Annotated in this window: 20 protein-coding genes and 1 other RNA gene; 10 read left to right on the top strand and 11 right to left on the bottom strand. The window is 71.2% G+C overall.

What is annotated here, in order from left to right; genetic code table 11:
* The first annotated feature begins 326 nt into the window (after window positions 1-326).
* From ACIQIB_RS18650 to ACIQIB_RS18660, 3 genes are read left to right on the top strand one after another with little or no spacing between them, the layout of a single operon-like run.
* A complete protein-coding gene (locus ACIQIB_RS18650) occupies window positions 327-1,163 on the top strand; it encodes a Nif3-like dinuclear metal center hexameric protein (protein ID WP_363610048.1) in 837 nt (278 codons plus the stop codon).
* 23 nt (window positions 1,164-1,186) lie between these two features.
* Window positions 1,187-1,930 (top strand): C4-type zinc ribbon domain-containing protein, encoded by a 744-nt coding sequence (locus tag ACIQIB_RS18655; RefSeq protein ID WP_363610047.1) that lies wholly within the window; start codon window positions 1,187-1,189, stop codon window positions 1,928-1,930.
* Between the two features lie 4 nt (window positions 1,931-1,934).
* Window positions 1,935-3,101, top strand: a complete 1,167-nt coding sequence (locus ACIQIB_RS18660; protein WP_400759073.1) for a bifunctional RNase H/acid phosphatase — start codon at window positions 1,935-1,937, stop codon at window positions 3,099-3,101.
* Window positions 3,102-3,143: 42 nt separating this feature from the next.
* Here ACIQIB_RS18660 and yaaA read toward each other — a convergent pair whose 3' ends face one another.
* A complete protein-coding gene (yaaA, locus tag ACIQIB_RS18665) occupies window positions 3,144-3,941 on the bottom strand; it encodes a peroxide stress protein YaaA (protein WP_400759076.1) in 798 nt (265 codons plus the stop codon).
* Between the two features lie 106 nt (window positions 3,942-4,047).
* Entirely contained in the window at window positions 4,048-4,497 is a 450-nt protein-coding gene (locus ACIQIB_RS18670) for a DUF3995 domain-containing protein (protein WP_400759078.1), read from the bottom strand.
* A gap of 142 nt (window positions 4,498-4,639) precedes the next feature.
* Here ACIQIB_RS18670 and ACIQIB_RS18675 point away from each other — a divergent pair, with 142 nt between their 5' ends.
* From ACIQIB_RS18675 to rnpB, 5 genes are all read left to right on the top strand, one after another.
* Window positions 4,640-4,990 carry a hypothetical protein gene (locus ACIQIB_RS18675; RefSeq protein WP_363610039.1) on the top strand — a complete coding sequence of 117 codons (351 nt, stop codon included), beginning with the start codon at window positions 4,640-4,642 and terminating at the stop codon, window positions 4,988-4,990.
* Window positions 4,987-5,382 (top strand): Fic family protein, encoded by a 396-nt coding sequence (locus tag ACIQIB_RS18680; RefSeq protein ID WP_363610037.1) that lies wholly within the window; start codon window positions 4,987-4,989, stop codon window positions 5,380-5,382. Before ACIQIB_RS18675 ends, ACIQIB_RS18680 begins: the two co-directional genes overlap by 4 nt.
* A 125-nt stretch (window positions 5,383-5,507) precedes the next feature.
* Window positions 5,508-7,010, top strand: a complete 1,503-nt coding sequence (locus ACIQIB_RS18685; RefSeq protein ID WP_400759079.1) for an RNB domain-containing ribonuclease — start codon at window positions 5,508-5,510, stop codon at window positions 7,008-7,010.
* Window positions 7,011-7,035: 25 nt separating this feature from the next.
* Entirely contained in the window at window positions 7,036-8,553 is a 1,518-nt protein-coding gene (locus ACIQIB_RS18690) for a DHA2 family efflux MFS transporter permease subunit (RefSeq protein ID WP_400652309.1), read from the top strand.
* A 13-nt stretch (window positions 8,554-8,566) separates the two neighbouring features.
* Window positions 8,567-8,966, top strand: an RNA gene (rnpB, locus tag ACIQIB_RS18695) — RNase P RNA component class A.
* A gap of 157 nt (window positions 8,967-9,123) precedes the next feature.
* On the opposite strand, the gene ACIQIB_RS18700 is transcribed toward rnpB, so the two are convergent.
* From ACIQIB_RS18700 to ACIQIB_RS18710, 3 genes are all read right to left on the bottom strand, one after another.
* Window positions 9,124-9,699 (bottom strand): class IV adenylate cyclase, encoded by a 576-nt coding sequence (locus ACIQIB_RS18700; protein WP_400759082.1) that lies wholly within the window; start codon window positions 9,697-9,699, stop codon window positions 9,124-9,126.
* A gap of 5 nt (window positions 9,700-9,704) precedes the next feature.
* Complete coding sequence (locus ACIQIB_RS18705; protein WP_400759085.1) at window positions 9,705-11,087, bottom strand: hypothetical protein; 1,383 nt, start codon at window positions 11,085-11,087, stop codon at window positions 9,705-9,707.
* 238 nt (window positions 11,088-11,325) lie between these two features.
* A complete protein-coding gene (locus tag ACIQIB_RS18710) occupies window positions 11,326-11,553 on the bottom strand; it encodes a hypothetical protein (protein WP_363610031.1) in 228 nt (75 codons plus the stop codon).
* A 155-nt stretch (window positions 11,554-11,708) separates the two neighbouring features.
* Here ACIQIB_RS18710 and ACIQIB_RS18715 point away from each other — a divergent pair, with 155 nt between their 5' ends.
* Complete coding sequence (locus ACIQIB_RS18715; RefSeq protein WP_363610029.1) at window positions 11,709-12,431, top strand: GntR family transcriptional regulator; 723 nt, start codon at window positions 11,709-11,711, stop codon at window positions 12,429-12,431.
* A gap of 80 nt (window positions 12,432-12,511) precedes the next feature.
* Here ACIQIB_RS18715 and ACIQIB_RS18720 read toward each other — a convergent pair whose 3' ends face one another.
* Window positions 12,512-13,867 (bottom strand): DUF3987 domain-containing protein, encoded by a 1,356-nt coding sequence (locus ACIQIB_RS18720; protein ID WP_400759087.1) that lies wholly within the window; start codon window positions 13,865-13,867, stop codon window positions 12,512-12,514.
* 72 nt (window positions 13,868-13,939) lie between these two features.
* On the bottom strand, window positions 13,940-14,434 hold the full coding sequence (locus tag ACIQIB_RS18725; RefSeq protein WP_400759089.1) for a histone-like nucleoid-structuring protein Lsr2: 495 nt from the start codon (window positions 14,432-14,434) through the stop codon (window positions 13,940-13,942).
* A gap of 371 nt (window positions 14,435-14,805) precedes the next feature.
* Here ACIQIB_RS18725 and ACIQIB_RS18730 point away from each other — a divergent pair, with 371 nt between their 5' ends.
* A complete protein-coding gene (locus tag ACIQIB_RS18730; RefSeq protein ID WP_400759117.1) occupies window positions 14,806-15,261 on the top strand; it encodes a tyrosine-type recombinase/integrase in 456 nt (151 codons plus the stop codon).
* 81 nt (window positions 15,262-15,342) lie between these two features.
* Here the strand turns inward: ACIQIB_RS18730 and ACIQIB_RS18735 are convergent, their stop codons facing one another.
* From ACIQIB_RS18735 to ACIQIB_RS18750, 4 genes are all read right to left on the bottom strand, one after another.
* The gene (locus tag ACIQIB_RS18735) at window positions 15,343-15,954 is read right to left on the bottom strand and encodes an NYN domain-containing protein (RefSeq protein ID WP_400652312.1); all 612 of its coding nucleotides are present in this window, start codon (window positions 15,952-15,954) and stop codon (window positions 15,343-15,345) included.
* A 273-nt stretch (window positions 15,955-16,227) separates the two neighbouring features.
* Window positions 16,228-16,485, bottom strand: a complete 258-nt coding sequence (locus ACIQIB_RS18740) for a Prokaryotic metallothionein (RefSeq protein ID WP_363610019.1) — start codon at window positions 16,483-16,485, stop codon at window positions 16,228-16,230.
* A gap of 146 nt (window positions 16,486-16,631) precedes the next feature.
* Window positions 16,632-17,030: an ACT domain-containing protein gene (locus ACIQIB_RS18745; protein WP_363610017.1), complete on the bottom strand. Its 399-nt coding sequence runs from the start codon at window positions 17,028-17,030 to the stop codon at window positions 16,632-16,634.
* A 55-nt stretch (window positions 17,031-17,085) separates the two neighbouring features.
* Window positions 17,086-18,711, bottom strand: a complete 1,626-nt coding sequence (locus tag ACIQIB_RS18750; protein WP_400759091.1) for an alpha/beta hydrolase — start codon at window positions 18,709-18,711, stop codon at window positions 17,086-17,088.
* Between the last annotated feature and the right edge of the window lie 474 nt (window positions 18,712-19,185).

Below are 19,185 nucleotides of genomic sequence, written 5' to 3' on the forward strand. Positions count from 1 at the left end.
CTTCGGCGGAGCGCCGTCCCGACCCCCCGGGTCGGGGCAACTCCCGTTCGCAAAACTGAAGTTACTTTCGAGACGGGGGAGGCTCAACGCGAAGGCGGTCACTTCACTCGTAAGGGTGATCTGGAACGGGTTTCGAATATGTGCGAACGGGCCGGTGTGAGCAGCGCCCGCCCGGCACCCCGGCGCGCGGCGCCCCCGGGGCGCCGTCCGAACACCTCGAACCGCAGGTTGACGCGCACCCGGGCGTCCGCCGCGCCCCCGCCGCACAGCGGGCCGCGGCCCGGCCGGCGGCCCGACCGCCCCCGCGCGCACGGTAGTCTCGACAGGTGCCGAAACTGTCCGACGTCATCACCGCGCTCGAAGAGGTCTACCCGCCGCAGTGGGCGGAGTCCTGGGACGCCGTCGGCCTGGTCTGCGGAGACCCCCAGGCCGAGGTCCGTCGCGTGCTGTTCGCCGTCGACCCCGTGCAGACGGTCGTCGACGAGGCCGTCGAGTGGGGTGCCGACCTGGTGGTCACCCACCACCCCCTCTATCTGCGCGGCACCACGAGCGTCGCCGCCACCACCTTCAAGGGCCGGGTCGTGCACACCCTGATCCGGCACGGGATCGCCCTGCACGTCGCGCACACCAACGCCGACCACGCCGACCCGGGCGTCTCGGACGCGCTCGCCGAGGCCGTCGGAGTGCGGGTCACCGGCCCGCTGATCCCGGACCCGACCGACCCGCTGGGCCGTCGCGGTACCGGGCGGATCGGCCTGCTGGAGCCCCCGCTCACCCTCTCCGCCTTCGCCGCGCAGGTCGCCGCCGGCCTGCCGGCCACCGCCGCCGGCGTCCGGATCTCCGGCGACCCGGACCGGCTGGTCGGCCGGGTCGCGGTGTGCGGCGGCTCGGGCGACAGCTTCTTCGCCGAGGTGCGGGCGGCCGGCGTGGACGCCTACCTCACCGCCGACCTGCGCCACCACCCGGCCTCCGAGGCCGCCGAGGCGTCGCCGGTCGCGCTGGTCGACGCCGCGCACTGGGCCACCGAGTGGCCCTGGCTCACCCTGGCCGAGCGGGCTCTGCACCGGGCCGCCGACGCGTCCGGCTGGGCCGTGGAGACCAAGGTCTCCCACCGGGTCACCGACCCGTGGACCGCGCACGCCCCCATGTCCTTCACCGCCTGACCCGATTCACAGGAGCTCTCCGCTTGAACGCCGCGCCCGCCGACCAGATCCGCCTGCTCGACCTCCAGGCCATCGACTCGAAGCTCGACCAGCTGGCCCACCGGCGTCGCAGCCTGCCCGAGCACGCCGAGATCGAGAAGGCCACCGCCGACCACACCGCGCTCAAGGACCTGGTGGTCGCCGCCCAGGCCCAGCAGGGCGACACCGCCCGTGAGCTGACCAAGGCCGAGCAGGACGTCGAGCAGGTCCGCGCCCGGTCCGCCCGCAACCAGCAGCGGCTGGACTCCGGCGCGATCACCTCGCCGAAGGACCTGGAGAACCTCCAGCACGAGATCGGCTCGCTCGCCAAGCGCCAGGGCGACCTGGAAGAGGTCGTCCTGGAGATCATGGAGCGCCTGGAGTCCGCGCAGACCCGGGTGACCGAGCTGGGCGCGCGGCTGGAGCACTCGACCATCGTCCTCACCGAGGCCGAGGGCCGCCGCGACGCCGCGTTCGCCGAGATCGACGCCGAGGCGGAGAAGGTCAGGCGCGACCGCGAGGCCGTCGCCGCCGTCGTCCCGGCCGACCTGCTCAAGCTCTACACCCGCCTGCGCGAGCAGCAGGGCGGCGTCGGGGCGGCCCGCCTCTACCAGCGCCGCTGCGAGGGCTGCCGGGTCGAGTTCGCCGTCTCCGACCTGAACGCCATCAAGGCCGAGCCCAAGGACGCGGTGGTCCGCTGCGACAACTGCGGCCGCATCCTGGTGCGCACCCCCGACTCGGGCATCTGATCCGGTGGCGGGGCGCAGGTTCATCGTCGAGGCGGACGGCGGTTCCCGGGGCAACCCGGGGCCGGCCGGCTACGGCGCGGTGGTCCGGGACGGTGACACCGGCCAGATCATCGCCGAGGCCGCCGAGTTCATCGGCCACGCCACCAACAACGTCGCCGAGTACAAGGGCCTGATCGCCGGTCTCAGGGCGGCCAGGGAGCTCGACCCGGACGCCTCGGTGGACGTCCGGATGGACTCCAAGCTGGTCGTCGAGCAGATGTCCGGCCGCTGGAAGATCAAGCACCCCGACATGCAGCCGCTCGCCGCCGAGGCGCGCACCGTCCTGCCGCGCGGCCAAGTCAAGTACACCTGGATCCCGCGCGAGCGGAACAAGGACGCCGACCGGCTGGCCAACGAGGCGATGGACGCGGGCCGGGCCGGCCGGCAGTGGGAGCCGAAGGCGGCCGGGGCCGTTGCCACGGGTGCCACCACCGCTGCCGCCGTCGCCGAGGAGCCGCCGCTGGAGACCGCCGCGCCCAAGGTGGGCTGGGCGGCCGCCGCCGACCTCGGCACCCCGACCACCTTCGTCCTGCTCCGCCACGGCGAGACGGCCCTCACCCCGGAGAAGCGGTTCTCCGGCAGCGGCGGCAGCGACCCGGAGCTCTCCGAGAAGGGCCGCTGGCAGGCCGAGCGGGCCGCCGAGGCGCTGGCCGCGCGCGGCAGCGTCCAGGCCGTGGTCAGCTCCCCGATGCGCCGCACCCGGGAGACCGCCGAGACCGTCGCGGCCCGGCTGGGCCTGGAGGTCCGGTACGAGGAAGGGCTGCGCGAGGTCGACTTCGGCGACTGGGAGGGCCTGACCTTCGCCGAGGTGCAGCAGCGCTACCCGGACGACCTCAACGCCTGGCTGCGCTCCACCAAGGCCAAGCCGACCGGCAGCGCCGAGAGCTTCACCACCCTCACCCACCGGGCCGGGGTCGCCCGCGACAAGATCCTCGCCCGCCACCCCGGCAAGACGGTGCTGGTGGTCTCGCACGTCAGCCCGATCAAGACGCTGGTCCGGCTGGCGCTCGGCGCCCCGCCGGACTCGCTCTACCGGATGGAGCTGTCGGCCGCCTCGCTCTGCGCCGTCCAGTACTACGCGGACGGCAACGCCTCGGTGCGGCTGCTCAACGACACCGGCCACCTGCGCTGACCGCCCGGGGAGGCGGGGCGCCCGCCCCGCCTCCCCGGCGCCTCAGTGCACCTCGGTGACCACCACGTCCAGCTGCCACGGCTTGCGGGCGGTGCCCTCGGCCGCGACCTCCACCCGGTGGCCCAGCTCCGCCAGCGCGTCCACCAGCTCGCCGGGCGTCTTCGGCTCGGCGCCCGCGACCAGCAGGTCGCGCACCAGCCGGCCCTTGGTGGCCTTGTTGAAGTGGCTCACCACCGAGCGCTTCAGCACCCCCGCGACCTCGCGCTCGTGCAGCACCCGCACGGTCGCCGTCCGGGAGGCCACCTCGCCGGCCGGCTTCCACGCCGCCGCGTACGCGGAACTGCGCAGATCCAGGACCAGCCCGTCCGTCACCTCCGGCAGCACGGACGCCATCGCGCTCCGCCAGTACGCCCCGAGCGCCCCCGGTCCGGGGAGTTTCACACCCATCGAGCAGCGGTAGGGCGGGATCCGGTCGCCGATCCGCACCGCTCCCCAGAGGCCGGAGAACACCAGCAGCGAACGTTCGGCCCGGTCGTACGCGGCCTCGTCCAGCGTGGCCAGGCCGAGGTTGTCGAAGAGCACCCCGGTGTACACCTCGCCGGCCGGCAGCGCGCCCGCCGTCGGCAGGCCCGCGTTGCGCGCGAGCTCGCCGCGCAGGCCCGGGCTCAGCCCGAGCACCTCGGCGGCGGTGTCCTGGTCGCCCCGGCAGAGCCCGACCAGGACGTCCAGCACCTGCGCGCGCGCCGCCGTCAGCCCGGGCAGCGAGAGCCGGTCGAGCGCCACCGGCACCCCGCCCCCGGACGCGGCCTTGCCCTCCGAGGGCGGCAACAGCACCAGCACAGCGGACTCCTCAACGGTTTGCGGTGGATCAACGGCTCGCGCTGGATCAACGGTTTACGGTGGACAACCCCGCCACCCTACGCAAAAGCCGGCCCGGCACGGCACCTCACCTGCGGCCCGGCCCCCGGCCCGCCGCCGCGACCACGGCCGCCCCGGCCCCGAGTGCCAGGCAGAGCGGCGAGTAGTAGCGGACGTTCAGCCGCCTGAACCGCTCGGTGCGCTCGGTCAGCCCGCCGAACACCAGCGGCCCGGCCGCGCCGCGCGCCAGCAGCACCCCGGCCACCGCCCGGACGCCCGCCCGGCGCACCCACCGCGGCCCCGCGGCCGGCAGCACCCCGGCCTCCGCGCCCACCAGGCAGGCGGCCGTTCCGAGCACGCCGGCCACCGCGAGGCAGGCCGCCGCCGACGGCGCCCCCTCGCCCGCCCCGACCATCGTCTCCGCGAACTCCTCCGGCGTCCGCAGCGGCCACGGCGTCACCGCCCACAGCGCGTGCAGCGCCCCCGTCGCCGCCAGCGCCCCGGCCACCGCCGTACCCGTCACCCGAACCGCGTCCATCGGCCGAACCCCCTGTGATCATTGTTCCTCCGGCCACCCTACGAGCACTTACGCCCTCCTCCCCGAAGCCCTTCGCCGGCTGATTCACTGGGCCGCACGGCTGTCACCCCTCTACCGTGGGGCGGAGAAGGAGCGTGACGAGATGACCCTGCACCCCCTGGACCTGGTCCCCGGCGACGACGACGCGGTGGAGGAGTCCCTGGCCGTCCGCCTGCCCGCCGACCTGCCACCGCAGACCCGGCAGGCCCTGGAGTTCGCGCTGCGCGCGGCGGCGCAGGCCGTGATGGCCGGGCGGATCAGGGTCACCGAGGCGCCGGGGGCGGACCGCGCCGAGCTGGTCCTCGAGGTCCGCCAGTCGGAGGTGCCGCCGTCCCTCACCGAGCCGTCCCTCACCGAGCCGGCCCGGCCCGGCCGGGAGGAGCGCCGGGCCGCCCTGGTGAACCGCATCCGCGAGGCCAACGCCGAGACACTGGAGAGGCTCGCGGACCTGTGACCGCCCAGGACGGGACGCGCCGGGTCGAGTACCTCGACCTGGAGGACGTCAGCTACCTCGCCGGCGGCCCGCGGAACATCCGCGACCTCGGCGCCCTGCTCGCGGCCCTCGGCCGGCCGCAGGCGAGCCTCTTCGGGGGCGACGCCTACCCCGACCTCTGGACCAAGGCCGCCGCCCTCGGCCAGAGCCTCGCCCGCAACCACCCGCTGATCGACCGGAACAAGCGCACCGCCTTCGAGGCCATGCTGCTCTTCCTCGACTACAACGCCGAGCCCTACACCGACCCGCACCCCGACGCCGCCGTCGCCTTCATGCTGCGCCTGGCCACCGGGGGCTACGACGACGCCGTGGCCCTCGCCGCCAAGGACCTCCGCGCGCTGCTCGGCCGCTGACCGGGGGCCGCTGACCGGAGGCCGACCGGCCGCAGGGCCGTCGGCCGGCCGGGCACCCCGGCGGGACCGGCGCGCCCCGCGTCCGGTTCCGCCGGGAATCACCCGATTCGCCCTACGCTGCCTGCATGCCACGCCGAAAACTGCGCGTCAAGGCCGCCGACTCCGCCCGGATCAACGCCGAACTGGCCGAGCTGCGCGCCCGCCTGGAGATCCACACCGAGTGGCCCGAAGCGGTACTGGCCGAGGCGGAGGAGGCGGCCGACGCACCGCGGCGGCCCGAGGACGACGCCACCGAACTCCCGCTGTTCACCGTCGACCCGCCCGGCTCCCGCGACCTCGACCAGGCGATGCACCTCGCCCACCGGCCCGGCGGCGGCTACCGGGTGCACTACGCGATCGCCGACGTCGCCGCCTTCGTCCGCCCCGGCGGGGCGATCGACACCGAGGCGCGCCGCCGCGTCCAGACCCTCTACTTCCCCGACCACCCCGTCCCGCTGCACCCCGCCCGGCTCTCCGAGGACGCCGCCAGCCTGCTGCCGGGGGAGACCCGCCCGGCCCTGCTCTGGCAGCTCGACCTGGACGCCGACGGCGCCCTCGTCCTCGCCGACCTGCGCCGCGCCCTGGTCCGCTCCCGCCGCCGGCTCGACTACGCCGGCGTCCAGCGCGCCCTGGACGCCGGCGGCGCCGACGAACAGCTCGCGCTGCTCGCCACCGTCGGCCGACTGCGCGAGGAGCGGGAACGCGCCCGCGGCGGGATCAGCCTGCCCGTCCCCGAACAGGAGATCGAGGAGACCCCGCGCGGCTACCTCCTCGGCTACCGCGCGCCCACCCCCGCCGAGGGCTGGAACGCCCAGATCTCCCTGCTCACCGGCCTGGCCGCGGCCGACCTCATGCTGGACGCCGGCGTCGGCCTGCTGCGTACCCTGCCCGCCGCCCCCGCCACCGCGTACCAGCGGCTGCGCCTGGTCGCCCGCGCGCTCGACATCGACTGGCCGGACACCCTCCCGTACCCCGACCTGATCCGCTCCCTCGATCCGGACCTCCCGCTGCACGCCGCCTTCCTCAACGAGTGCACCGGACTGCTGCGCGGCGCCGGCTACCGCGCCTTCGACGAGGCCCGGGGCCTGCCCGCCCCCGCCGACCCGGCCCATGCCGCGCTCGCCGCCCCGTACGCGCACTGCACCGCGCCGCTGCGCCGCCTCGGCGACCGCTTCGCCCAGGAGGTCTGCGCGGCCGTCGCCGCCGGCTACGAAGTCCCCGGCTGGGCCCGCGAGGCGCTGCCCGCCGTCCCCGTGCTGATGGCCGGCGGGGACCGCCGCTCCGCCGAGGTCGAGCGGGCCTGCGTGGACCTGGTGGAGGCGGAACTGCTGGCCGGGCGGGAGGGCGAGGACTTCACCGCCGTGGTCGTCGACGTGGACGGGGAACGGCCGGGGTACGGCACCGTCCAGCTGCGCGAGCCCGCCGTCCGGGCCCGCTGCGACGCTGCTGGGGACGGCGCTGGGGACGGTGACGGGGACGGCCGCGACGGCGGTCCCGGCCGGGCCGGTCTGCCGCTCGGCGGCCTGATCCGGGTCCGGCTCACGGTGGCCGATCCCGCCACCCGGACGGTCCGCTTCGCCGCCGTCTGACCCGTCCGGGTGGGAGGATCGACCCGTGGCCCATCCGATCCCCTCCCGTACGCCGACCCCTTCGGGCACGGAGTCCACCGCGCTCGGTCGGCGCCGCAGGCTGCTGATCCTCGCGATCTGCTGTCTGAGCCTGTTCATCGTCGGGCTCGACAACACGGTGGTGAACATCGCGCTCCCGGCGATCCAGAAGGACCTGGACGCCCCGGCCTCCGGCCTGCAGTGGATCATCGACGCCTACACCCTGGTGCTGGCCTCGCTGCTGATGCTGTTCGGCTCGGTCGCCGACCGGTTCGGCCGCCGCCGGGTGTTCCAGACCGGGTTGCTGCTCTTCGTGCTCGGCTCGCTGCTCTGCAGCCTGGCGCCCAGCCTGGAGTGGCTGGTGGTGTTCCGCGCGGTGCAGGCGGTCGGCGGCTCGATGCTCAACCCGGTGGCGATGTCGATCATCACCAACACCTTCACCGAGCCGGCCGAACGGGCCCGGGCGATCGGCGTCTGGGGCGGCGTGGTCGGCATCTCCATGGCGCTCGGCCCGCTGCTCGGCGGCTTCCTGGTGGACGGCGCGGGCTGGCCGTCGATCTTCCTGATCAACATCCCGATCGGTCTGGCCGCCTGTCTGCTGACCGCCCGCTACGTCCCCGAGTCGCGCGCCCCCAGGCCCCGGCGGCTGGACCCGGGCGGGCAACTGCTGATGGTGGTGCTGCTCGGCTGCGGCACCGCCGCGATCATCGAGGGCCCCGGGCACGGCTGGACGTCCCCGCTGATCCTCGGACTCACCGCCGCCGCCGTCGCGGCGCTGATCGCCTTCCCGCTCTGGGAACGGCGGGTCGCCGAACCGCTGGTGGACCCGAGGTTCTTCCGCAGCGCGCCGTTCACCGGTGCCACCGTGACGGCCGTCTGCGCCTTCTCCGCGCTCGGCGGCTTCCTCTTCCTCAACACCCTCTACCTCCAGGACGTCCGCCACTACAGCCCGGTCGAGGCCGGGCTCTGGACGCTGCCGATGGCCGGGATGATGCTGGTCTGCGCGCCGCTGTCGGGCCGGATCGTCGGGGGCCGGGGCCCGCGCGGCCCGCTGGTCGCGGCCGGCCTCGGGCTCACCGCCAGCGGCATCCTGCTCACCCGGCTCGCCGCCGACTCCCCGCCGGCCCTGCTGCTGGTCGCGTACGCGCTGTTCGGCTTCGGCTTCGGCATGGTCAACGCGCCAATCACCAACGCCGCCGTCTCCGGCATGCCGCGCGCCCAGGCGGGCGTGGCCGCGGCGGTCGCCTCCACCAGCCGGCAGGTCGGCCAGTCGCTGGGCGTCGCGGTGATCGGCACCGTGGTCACCTCGGCCGTGGTCGGCCCGTTCGCCACCGGCTTCGCCCCGGCCAGCCACGCCGGCTGGTGGATCGTGGCGGCGCTGGGCGTCGCGATCCTCGTCCTGGGCCTGGTCACCACCACCGCCTGGGCCACCGGCACCGCCGCCCGGGTGGCCGCCTGCTTCGGCGCCGAACCGCCCGCGCCCGGCCCCGGGGTACGGGAAGCCTCGTCCGAGCGGCTACCATGACCACTACGGCGGACGAGCCGGCCGGGCGGTCGCGACGGGTCCTCAGGGGCTCGCCGAGGAACGTCCGGGCTCCACAGAGCAGGGTGGTGGGTAACGCCCACCCGGGGTGACCCGCGGGACAGTGCCACAGAAAACAGACCGCCCACCGCCTCGGCGGCGGGTAAGGGTGAAACGGTGGTGTAAGAGACCACCAGCGACCGAGGTGACTCGGCCGGCTAGGTAAACCCCACCTGGAGCAAGGTCAAGATCGGTGCCCTCGGGCGCCGTGCGCGGATGTCCGAGGGCTGCTCGCCCGAGTCCGCGGGTAGACCGCACGAGGCTGTCGGCAACGGCAGCCCTAGATGGATGGCCGCCTCCCCGGGCCGCGCAAGCAACCCGGGAGACAGAACCCGGCGTACAGGCCGCCTCGTCCGCCGCCTAGCTTGAGTGAGGCCCCCCGACCTGCAAAACAGCAGGTCAGGGGGCCTCAGGCTTTGAGCCACCCCGGGTTGTCAATCCAGGGTGGTTCTGCCCGTTCGGGGCCGTTTCTTGGCGCTCTGTGGCGATGGTGTGGCGGTGGTCGCGACCGGATTACCGCTCCGTCTGCCTGAGAACCAGGTCACGATAGGGGAGTGAAACCGTCGGGTGGCCGACGGTGCCCAGGGCCTTCTCGATCTCCTCGACCAGCTCAGCGGCGCCGTCCGGGGTGGCCCGGATCACCTCCGTCTCCACGAAGACACCCGCCCCAGCCACGGTGTCGATGCTGACGGAGACACCGGGGATCTCCGGGTGGCGGTGGGTGACGCGGGTCTTCACCACCCGGACCAGTTCCCGCATACCGATGTTGAGAAGAAGCCGTTCGGCGCTGATCGCCTGAGCGGCCCCGGCGAGGATCGCGTTAGTCTCGACCTTGGACACCATGTCGTCCTCGCGGTGCGTGGTGCCGTTGGAAGCGGGCTTGTAGGTGATCTCAGCGAAGTCGCCCCGCCGCCGAACCCGCAGGCACTCGACAGTCTCCAGGTAGTCGACGTCCAGCCTGCTGTAGTAGGTGTCCTCCTCGGTCACGGGCGCTTCCGTCAGGTAACCGAGTTCGGAGAGCAGTCGCGTGATGCTGCTGCCGTCGTCGGGAAGCTCCCGCTTGCGTTCCACCTCAGTGGTTTCTGTCATGCCGGTCATTCTCCCGAGTTCACCGCCGCGTACATCCGGGCCAGGCTCGCGTGACTGCACCAGTGTTGAACCGAGTCCATCGCCCTCCCCAAGGTGTCCGAATCGCTGAGCGGAATGTTCGAGAAGAGCACCAGTTGCTTCGCGTCGCGCAGCGGGTTCGGGAGGGCCCGCCGCAAGTAGCGGTTGTAGTAGCCCCGGTCCCGCTGGGTCACGTCCGTCACCTGCACCGGCATCAGGACGGTCCGGTCCGGCCGGCTCGACTCGGTGGAGCTGGCCGCGAACGCGGCGAGCAGCGCGTCGAGCGTCATGTAGGCGTAGGTCTCGCGTCCCTCCCGGGTGGTCCAGTGCTCCCAGATCACCCGGCACTCCCCGTCGCCACGTTCCGCCGTGGCGAGGAACTGCGAGAGCGCGATGTCCGTGCACTCGTCGAAGATGTCCCCGTCGACCGTGAAGTGATCGCCGTAGCGCTCGCTCAGCGCGTGCATCATGCGCTTCTGCGACTCGGGCAGCCACTCGGCGTCCGTCAGGCGGTAGTGAACCCGCTTGTGCCCCGTCCGGGCGTCGATCCAGTCCGCCGCCATCTGCCCATCGAGGAACGGCACGAAGCCGAGGGCCCCGGACCGCCAGATGTGGTCCCGGAAGGTGATGTAGTGCCGCTGGACCTCGCGGAAGATCCCGACCGGCGCGGAGACGAACGCGGCCGTTCCGGTCGCGAGCTCACCGACGGGGACGATGCGGGAGTCCTGGCGGGTGACCACCTCGTCGTGGGCGCCGTGGTACGGGTGCGTTCCCTCCCGGAGGTACTGCGGCAAGAACATGCGGAGGAACTGAATCCAAGACCTGGCGGCGAAGGTCTGCACCGAGCGTTCATGCAGCGACGTACCGTCGACGGCGTACACGTCGCGGTAAGCGAAGAGGCCGCCCGGCCGGAGCACGGTCGGGATGGTGCGGATCATCGAGTGGAGCCCGTTGTAGCCGCCGCCGTAGCTGTAGACCTCGTGCAGCAGCGCGGACGCGCTGATCACGTCGACGGGCTCCGGCAGCAGCGTCCCGATGTCCTGGGCGAACCCGCTGACGAGTTCGACCGTGCCGACCTTCTGGAACTCGGTCATCGCCTCGTTGAGCGAGGCCGAAACGACGCCGGGAACCTCGACAAGCGTGAGGTCCACACCTCGATGCGTGCTGCCGCCGGTAGCGAGCTGCGAAGCAAGGAAGATGACCGCCGAGCCGCCACCCGGCCCGATCTCGACCGCCTTCGGGCGGTCGCTCCGAACCCGCTGGAGGGCTTGGTAGGCCAGAAAGCCCTTCTCCTCCCCATGCGCGTTCGCGGCCACGTCGAGGTAGCCGGCATCCGTCTTCGACTCGGTGGCGAACTTCGATCCGTTCAACTGTCCACCCCAGAGTTTGAGTTGGTTTGCTGGATCGCTTACTTGGAGCCCCGTGCTCGGGCGGCGTCGAGCTTCCGCCGTAGCCGGTAGCGCCGTGCGAGCTGGCGCCGAGACGAGCTGAACATCGTCACGGGCCAGGTGAACTGGAGGTACACGCCCCACATCCACGCAAGGGTGTTGCGTGGTTCCGTGACCAGAGAGCGAAGAGCACGGCCGATGACGACCGCGCGTGTGGGCCTCACGAGGCGAGCCCCTTCTGGGCCCTCGTACGGGCGGGGCCGTAGACGGGAAGCAGCTCCGGCGTCGGCTCAACCTGCTCGACCTCGCCGGGCAAGGTGGTCCACTCGATGCCGCCTCGACGGGGGCGGAGGTAGACCAGACCTCCCCTCGTCTCCATGCAGACGCCCTCGCAACCGAGATTGGCGCGGTCCCTAACGACCTCGCCGGTCTTCGGCTGATAGATCACCGCGTGAGACCTCTTGCGAACCGCCACTACAGCTCCCTAGAGCACAAGCTTCGTGTCCTAGGGCAGAAGGTAGAGCTTGGGGAAGTGCTTTCGGGTCGAATGTCGGTGCACTAGTGTGCTCCTGAGTGACTATCACCTCGACCGAGGAGTAGCGCATGGCCAGCCCAAAGACGTTCACCGCGATCGCTGACCACTACCGGCAGGCGATCCTCACAGGCGAACTTGTGTCCGGTGAGAAGCTCCCCACGAACAGGGAGATGTGCCAGCGGTGGAACGTGGCGACAGCAACCGTCAGTAGGGCCTTGAACCAGCTGCTGGTTGAAGGACTCATCAGGACCAGCCCCCGCGGAACCTTCGTGGCGGACGAAGCGACGGCAACCGCCACGGGACGGGATCGGCTGTCGATGGTCCAGCGGCTGAGGTCCAGCCTGACGGAAGGCGAGACCAGCCGGGTCACGGCGGCCGAGTTGGTTGTTCCGCCCCTGTACGTGCAGGACATCTTCAGTCTCGACCCCGGCGACCAGCTTGTACGACGTGAGTACGTCGCCGGGCGTGGCAAGACCCGCACCATGCTGGCGGTGGTCTGGTATCCGGCGCACTTCGCTGCGTTGGTGCCCGACTTGCTCTCGACCGCGCCCAGCAAGAATGCAGGGCTCGCCGCGAAGGTGCTTGAGGCATCCGGCCGGACGATCACGCATGCCCGGGACGACGTGCACGCCCGGGAGTGCGATGCCCGGGAGGCATCGGCGTTGGGGCTCCGCGTGGGATCGCCGGTGCTGGGAGGGGTTCACCGCTGGTCTGATGATGAGGGCGTGATCGAGTTCGGCCTCTGGGTCGTGCCAACACGAGTCACGATCGGCTACGAGTACGGCACCTGAGTAGCTGGCCTCGGATCACTACCGAACGAAAGAACCGCCCCAGCCGAGTTGGCCGGGGCGGTTTGCTTTGTTTCGAGCGTTCAGAGCAGCGCCAGGAACGGGTTCCCGGTCACGACCGGCTCAGGGCGGGGAGTGGGAGCGGACACGGGAACCGGGGGCGTGGTCTTGGCTGGGCGGTAGGTGTCCATGCGGACCACGGTGGCCGGGCGTTCGTCACGCTGAGTCTGCGGCCGGCTGTTCGGAGCGTGACCGGCCTCCTCCTCTGTGAGGGTGTAGACCGTGGCCGGGCGGCCGAGGCCGGAGCGGTCCAGGGTGACCTTCACTCCGGGCAGGGCCTTGACCTCATCGGCGGAGGCACCCACGTGCGGCAGCAGTTCGGAGGACTTCGCCTTGCCCCCGTGCATCTCGATCCGGGCTCGGACCTTATCCGCCAGTGTCGGCACCCGGCGGGTGGGCTTGGCAGTCGCCGCCGTGCCACCGGTGATGTTGACCGCGCAGCGGACGCTGTAGCGCACCAGGGAGAAGGCGGCGGCCAGACAGGCGGGGTCGATCACCTCCAGCCGCTCAGAGGCGGCCAGGCAGGCCGCCACCCGGATGGTTTGTTCGGCCGTCCGCTCGACGTACACGGCCTGCGCCTCGGGAAGGTTCTCCGAGATGATCCGGGCGTACCGGCGGATGACCTTCCACAGCGGCCGGGCGTCCTCTCCGAGGCTGATCACGTGGCTGTCCCCGGCCGCCCAGTAGTAGGCCTGAGTCAGATCCCACCCGTTCACCTCAGGCAGGGTGGCCCCGTCGTCGTCCAGCATCGGCACGGTCCCCAGCGTGAAGGGCATGATGCGGTTGTAGCTGCCTCCGGCCGCTTCCGTAGCCCCGATGTACTTGGACCGATCCGAAGGCGTTATGTGAGCATGGAATACGACCGCCGGATCGTCCACGCTTTGGGCCTCGGCCTTCGTGGTGTTCCGGATGGGGGCCCCGTCCCAAGCGCTTCGGAGCTTGGCGGTGAAGCTGGCATCGCGCCGCACACGTCGCAGGACCTCCGACCACTCTTCCTCCACCACCAGGGCCCGGACGTCGCGTCCGGCCTCCGTCTTCTCCGTGGCCTCCATCTGTTCGGCAAGGTAATTCACCAGGCTCGCACCGGAAGTGATCCCGGACGTGGTGTGAGTCTCCAGGAAGCGGCCAAGGGCAGGTTTCATGATGTGCTGGGCGGCCCGCAGAGCCGTGCCCTTCCCCTTGCCCGTGCCACCGACCAACGCACTCCAGACCAGGGCCGGACGGGCATTGCCCCGGCTGGACACCTTCACCGTCTGGCCGATGGCAGCACTCCAGAACGAGAGGGCCGCTACGTAGATGCCGACCGGATCGCACTCGACGTACGGGCTGACCTTCTCGACGGCCCGGCCGATGGGCCCGTACAGGGCGATGGTGCTCAACTTCTCTTATCCTGAGACTGGTTGGGATCGGGTGGCCGGGCCGACCCCGGCCACCCAGGTACGTGCTGCTGGTCAGGCCGCTTGCTTGGCTGCCACCCGGTATGCGTGGCGGACCGATGCGGGGATGGGACCCTTGGCGTTCACCGTGTAGCCCTGGGCCTTGGCCCAGTCACGTATGGCCTGCGCTTCGGACTTGGCCTTGACGGCCTGAGCGTCCACCTTCACCGGTTCGGGAAGGGGGTCACCGCCCCTGAACTCTCCGGCGCACACGGCGTCACGGAACGCACCCGGCCGCGTGGCGTCAAAGCAGAGAAGCAGGTACTCAACTGCTTCTTGCAGCTTCTTAGTTGCTCGCTCCGCGCCCTCACCGCAGATGATCAGAACGGTGCTGCTGTCCGCACGGCCCACCACCTCATAGCCCAGGTTGCGGACGGCCCCCCGCGCGTCGTCCCACTCGTACCCGGGGATCTCACCGGACACCATCACGGTCGGACGGGCCCCCGGCTCAGCCTCGGTCGCGTCGTCCTCTCCGGCATCGTCCTGGTGGTCCTGCTCGGCCTCCGTCACGGACGGCTCATCGGTGATAGTCACGGCTGGTTCGGCAGCAACCGTGAGGTTCCCCCGAGGTGCGGAAGGTTGCCGGACATGACCTGATAGGTCGCGAGAAGGGAGCCTCTGCCATGGCTGCACCGATGAAGTACCCCAATGCCGCGTAGTTAAGGGGCGGTTGGGCCGGTCAAGACCACGTCCGGGTGGTTTTCCAGTCCGCCGAAGGCAGCAGTGGAGATCATGAAGGCGGGACCCCGGGTAGAGCCAGGAAGCCGACCAAGGTCTTCCTGCCCGAAGGGGTCCCGTTGTCCGATGATTGTGCCACTGTCGTGCTTGCTCGTACCGTCACCATCGCGAAGGGTCTGTACGCGCCGGGACATCTGGGGGAGTTGACCCGGCAGATTCCCTTCGAAAAGACATTCAAGAGAGCCCTGGCCGTTGCGGGCCTTCCGGCGGACTTCCGGTTCCACGACCTTCGCCACAGCTTCGCCTCCCACGCCCTCGATCAAGGCGTGCCGGAGGCGACCGTGCAGCTCTACATGGGCCACGCCTCGGCGGAGGAGCTGAAGGGCACCTACCACCACCAGGTGAAGGGAGCGGCGGCCCGGGACCGGAAGGCCCTCGAAACGGTCTTCTTCACGGAGACCAGGACGTTGCGATCCCGGATGTCGTGGAGGTGGACGACGAGGAGGCGGCCTGATGCGTGGCGGTTGGCCGGGGCGTGGCGATCGCGTGGCGATCCGGCCCCGACGGATGACATCGCCGCAGCTCACAGCTCATATGGCGACAGTTCCCGGCGTATAAGGCCGCCTCGTCCGCCCCCTGACTTGAGGCAATGCCCCTGACCTGCGCTTTCGCAGATCAGGGGTCATTTGTCCTTCGCGGCGTGGCACGCATGCGCCGATGATGGCAGCCGGTGCTCTCGCTCACGGGGCCTTGGCGTAGTCAGTCGTATCCTTCACCTGCCGGTACACGGCATCACCGACCCAGTGGCAGTACAGCGACGTTCCTGGAATCGAAAGTCGGGGGGAGTGCTGCCCCGCCGAGGACCAGGCCGCGACCTCGGCCCGCGGCTTCCGGTTGTTGTTGAGGGCGGCGACGAACTCCAGCGCGGGCTTGAGATCGGTATCGGCCGACATCATGATGCCGATGTCGTATGCGTCCTGGGAGGCCAGGGCGACGAAGTCGACGGCCAGCTGGACATCGATGCCCTTCTCCTGAGCGGGGTCCGCCGGCCACCCCTGCGGGTATCGCAACGGCCGGGTCACCAGGTGTACCAAGGGGTCGCGTTGCCACATGGCGTGCTGGCGACGGGACGCGCCGTATGAACCGGGCTGTTTCGTCGCGTCCGGCTGTCCACGGTAGATCCGGACCTGGGTCAGCTGCCTGTCATAAGGGCTGTCCCGGGTGATGTGCTGGGCCAGCGCCACTGGGTTGACATGACCACAGGCTGAGGGTTCCCAGTGGCTGTGGAATCGGCGACGCGCGCCTCCGTAGACGTTCTGGTAGTCCAGGAAGACGATGACCCGGTCCGGCACGCGCCCCTCCCCACGGGGCGCTCCAGGCCCCCAGGAACGAAATAATCCCCGCCAGTGCGGGCTATGCCCGGACGGCGGGGAGGAATGCCTCAAATATAGGCGTGGGCGAGCCGAACGCGCAGCCGGAGCGCCACCCAAGGGTGAGACCTGCGTCACATTCGCTCGAACGGGTGGCCAAAGATGCTGCCGGATTCGAGTCCGCAGTGGGCGATCGACAACCGGTTCGATCGGCGGCAGGCCGCCTCGTCCGCCCCCTCTTCCCCCCTGGCCCGGTCAGCCCGGGTGGGCGCCGACCGCGTCGCGGATCCGGTCGCCCAGGCCGCCGTTGACGCGGGCGCAGTTGGCGCAGCAGAAGAACCGGCCGGATACCTCGACGCCGTGGCCGACGATCCGGACCTGGCAGTGTTCGCAGCGCGGCGCGAGCTTCTCCATCGCGCACTCGAAGCTGTCGAAGGTGTACACGTCGCCGGTGATCGTCTTGATCTCGAAGGCCAGCCAGTAGTCGTTGGAACAGACGTCGCAGACCGCCATGGGGCCGTCTCCCTTTCCTGGTACGGGGCTTGCTGTCGGGGCCGGGCGGCCGGGTGAGCCGCTCGGTCCCTCCCAGTGTCGGAGCCGCCCCCGGGAGCGGCCACCCGGCGCGGGCGATCAGGCGGACGGGCGGGCGGGGCCCGCGGTCAGGCCGACCGGGCGGCCAGCTCCTCCAGCGCCCGGACGGCCGGCTCGGCGGCGTCGGCGGCGACGAACAGGTGGTCGTGATGGAACCCGGCCACCACGTTGCAGCTGATCCCCTCCTCGGCGAGCCGGCCGGCCACGGCGGCGGTCAGGCCGACGGCCTCCAGCGCCGAGTGGATCCGCAGCGTGATCCAGGCCGCCACGTACTCGTAGCGCAGTCCGAGCGCGTCCGCCTCCTCCTGCGCCACCACCACCGTCACCCCCTCCGGTTCGGCGACGGTGACCACCGGCCGCATCCCGGCGGGCACCTTCGCGGGCAGCGTGCAGTACACGTACCGCCCCGGGTTGAGCTGCGGGTGCATCCCGCGCAGCAACGTCGCAAGATCTCTTTCACCGGCCATGCCCGCCACCGTAGCGGCTCGGCCCGGGCGGGGGCGGTCCCGGCGGATGTGACGTTCAGGGAGAGTCGACACCACCCGGTCGGTCCAGCCGGGGTCCGAGGCCTCTTCCGAGAGGGCGGTCGTGACGGGGCGGCGTTCCCGGGGCGTCGGCCCAGGAGGCTTGCGGCGCTCGGCAGGTCAGGTCCTCGGCCGGGAGCCTGCCCGTGGTCAGATAGGCCGTGAGGCTCTTGTCCGCACAGGAGTTGGAGCCGTGGACGATGTGCCCCTCACCTCCGGCGACGGTGACCATCCGGGAGCCGCGCAGGGCCCGGTGCATCCCCTGGCCGCCGGCCAGGGGCGTTCCGGGATCCCACTCGTTCTGCAGGATCAGTGCACCGACCTTGTTGTTCACCGTTGTCCCGGGCTCGCTGCCCTCCTTCCAGAAGGCACACGGCTTGATGTTGGACGCGAAATCGCCGTACAGCGGATACCGGGCCTTGTCGCGGATCGCGTCGCGGCGGTACTGCTCGGGGTCGCGCGGCCACGTACGGGTGTCGGCGCACAGGACAGCCCAGGCACTCGCGGCCTCGTTGTCCGGGGGAACGTCACGGGCGAAGGCCGGCGGGACGGGGCCCGGGGTCCGCTCGGGGGTGCCGGACGGGGCCGGCTTCTTGCCCTCGGCCGCCTTCTTCAGCCGGGCGACCCATTCGGCGGCGGCCTGAACGTGGAAGAACGTGGCGTGCTCGGCGCGGATGCCGTCACCGGTGAGGGGCTTCCCGTCGGCGTCGATGGGCTTGCGGTCGGCCTGGGCGACCAGGTCCCAGAAGGTCTTGCGGACCTCGGCCGGGGAATCACCCAGGTTGTACGTCGTGTGCCGCTCGGCAGTCCATTCGCTCCATCGCGTGAAGGCGGCCTCGGTCCCCTCCGCCATCTCCTGGAACATGCCCCGCCAGATCCGTGCGGGGTCGGTCGCGCTGTCCAGCACGAACCGGTCGGTCCGCCGGGGGAACATCTGCGTGTAGACGGCGCCGAGGTAGGTGCCGTAGGAGAACCCCAGGTAGGAGATCTTCTTCTCGCCCAGCACGGCACGGATGACGTCCATGTCGCGAGCGGTGTTGCGGGTGGTGAGGTGCCGCAGTGTGTCACCCCCCTTGGCCCGGCACTTGTCGGCCACCGTGCGCGCCCACTCCACATCCGCCGCGAATGTCCCGGCCCTGTAGGGGCGTTCAAAGTTCTGTTCGTCGTCGGTCAGACCGCAGCTGACGGGAGAGCTCTGTCCGACGCCCCTCGGGTCGAATCCGATGAGGTCGTACCGTTTCCTGACTTCCTCGGGGAGGTTCAATTCCGGGTCGACAGGCAGATTCAGGCCCGGCCCGCCGGGGCCGCCGGGGTTGAGCAGCAGAACGCCGCGACGTTCCTCCGCACTGCCGGCCGTCAGCCGGGATATCGCGATGTCGGTCTTCTTGCCACCGGGATCGCTGTAGTCCAGCGGCACCTTGAGAGTCGCGCACCGATAGGTGGCGGGGCTCCCCGCGTCGCAGCGCTGCCACCGCGGCTTCTGCTGCGTGTACTGCCACAGCGGGTCCTTGGCCGCGGAGGCCTCGGACGCGGAGGAGGCTGTTGCGGGAGTAAGCGCCGAAACGAGAGTTGCCACGGCGCCGACAGCCAGAAGAGATGCTGTTCGTCTGTTTCGCACGATCATGCTCGTCCTTGCCGGGGAGGGGTTGCTGGTCAGGACACGATCCTGGTTTCCGGGGCCTCGGGTGCGCATCGCGGGAAGGCGGGAGAAAACGCTCCCTCGATCGGGGGAGATCGCCGGTGGGCTGCCCGGCCATACTGACGATCATGATCAGGGGAATCCGGCCGTTGCTGCGCGGCTCCACGTATGCGGGTGCGTTGTTCGCCGGCTGCGGGGCGCTGGCGAGTCTGCCGTTGCTGCCTTTCGCCATGCTGCCGGCGCTGGCGTGGCGGTCCGCTCCCTACGGGGTTCAGTTCGTGCTGACCCTGTTGGTCCGGGCGGCGCTGATCGTCGTGGTCGGGCTGGCCCGTACCTGTGTTTTGCGTCGATCCGGTGGCGGCGCGGGCGGCTCTGCGTGGTATCGAGGAGTCGGCCCGGGCCGCGTTGGAGGACCTGGACTATGTGCTGGGTGTGCTGCGTGAGGAGGAGCCGGGGACG

This window comes from Kitasatospora sp. NPDC092286, assembly GCF_044755565.1.
Lineage (GTDB): Bacteria > Actinomycetota > Actinomycetes > Streptomycetales > Streptomycetaceae > Kitasatospora.

Bases quoted from the DNA above. Each gene is read 5' to 3' on its own strand.
- ACIQIB_RS18670 (WP_400759078.1), bottom strand. From the start codon at position 4,497: ATGGACGCGGTTCGGGTGACGGGTACGGCGGTGGCCGGGGCGCTGGCG.
- ACIQIB_RS18675 (WP_363610039.1), top strand. From the start codon at position 4,640: ATGACCCTGCACCCCCTGGACCTGGTCCCCGGCGACGACGACGCGGTG.
- ACIQIB_RS18685 (WP_400759079.1), top strand. From the start codon at position 5,508: ATGCCACGCCGAAAACTGCGCGTCAAGGCCGCCGACTCCGCCCGGATC.
- ACIQIB_RS18700 (WP_400759082.1), bottom strand. From the start codon at position 9,699: ATGACAGAAACCACTGAGGTGGAACGCAAGCGGGAGCTTCCCGACGAC.
- ACIQIB_RS18715 (WP_363610029.1), top strand. From the start codon at position 11,709: ATGGCCAGCCCAAAGACGTTCACCGCGATCGCTGACCACTACCGGCAG.
- ACIQIB_RS18740 (WP_363610019.1), bottom strand. From the start codon at position 16,485: ATGGCGGTCTGCGACGTCTGTTCCAACGACTACTGGCTGGCCTTCGAG.
- ACIQIB_RS18745 (WP_363610017.1), bottom strand. From the start codon at position 17,030: ATGGCCGGTGAAAGAGATCTTGCGACGTTGCTGCGCGGGATGCACCCG.
- ACIQIB_RS18750 (WP_400759091.1), bottom strand. From the start codon at position 18,711: ATGATCGTGCGAAACAGACGAACAGCATCTCTTCTGGCTGTCGGCGCC.